The organism is Winogradskyella sp. ABM4_392 (assembly GCF_056160445.1).
The window spans coordinates 1-224 of the sequence record NZ_JBSWXE010000035.1 but is presented as its reverse complement, the minus strand read 5'-3'; the positions used below and the strand labels follow the sequence as shown (position 1 = coordinate 224).

Here is a 224-nt window from a genome sequence, read left to right as displayed (position 1 = left end):
GCTAAAACACTGTTGCTAAAGCCTCCGGCATCTACAGCATCCTGCTCGATAACATAGGTCGCTGTATACGTCGCTGTCTCGCCTACTAATAAGTCGCCTTCTGAACTGCCTAAACTTGATGGGCCTACAAACGTTGGGCCGCTCAATAAGGTCAGTGGGTTACCATTCGCATCCTCGAACGTATCGGCTATCGCTACTCCATCTAAGGTCACATTTCCGGTGTT

Annotated in this window: 1 protein-coding gene; it reads right to left on the bottom strand. The window is 49.6% G+C overall.

Annotated features, from left to right (window positions below; genetic code table 11):
* A partial coding sequence (locus tag ACXAFS_RS15365; RefSeq protein WP_475308066.1) for a hypothetical protein occupies nucleotides 1-212 on the bottom strand: 212 nt, incomplete at its 3' end.
* Nucleotides 213-224 lie beyond the last annotated feature (12 nt).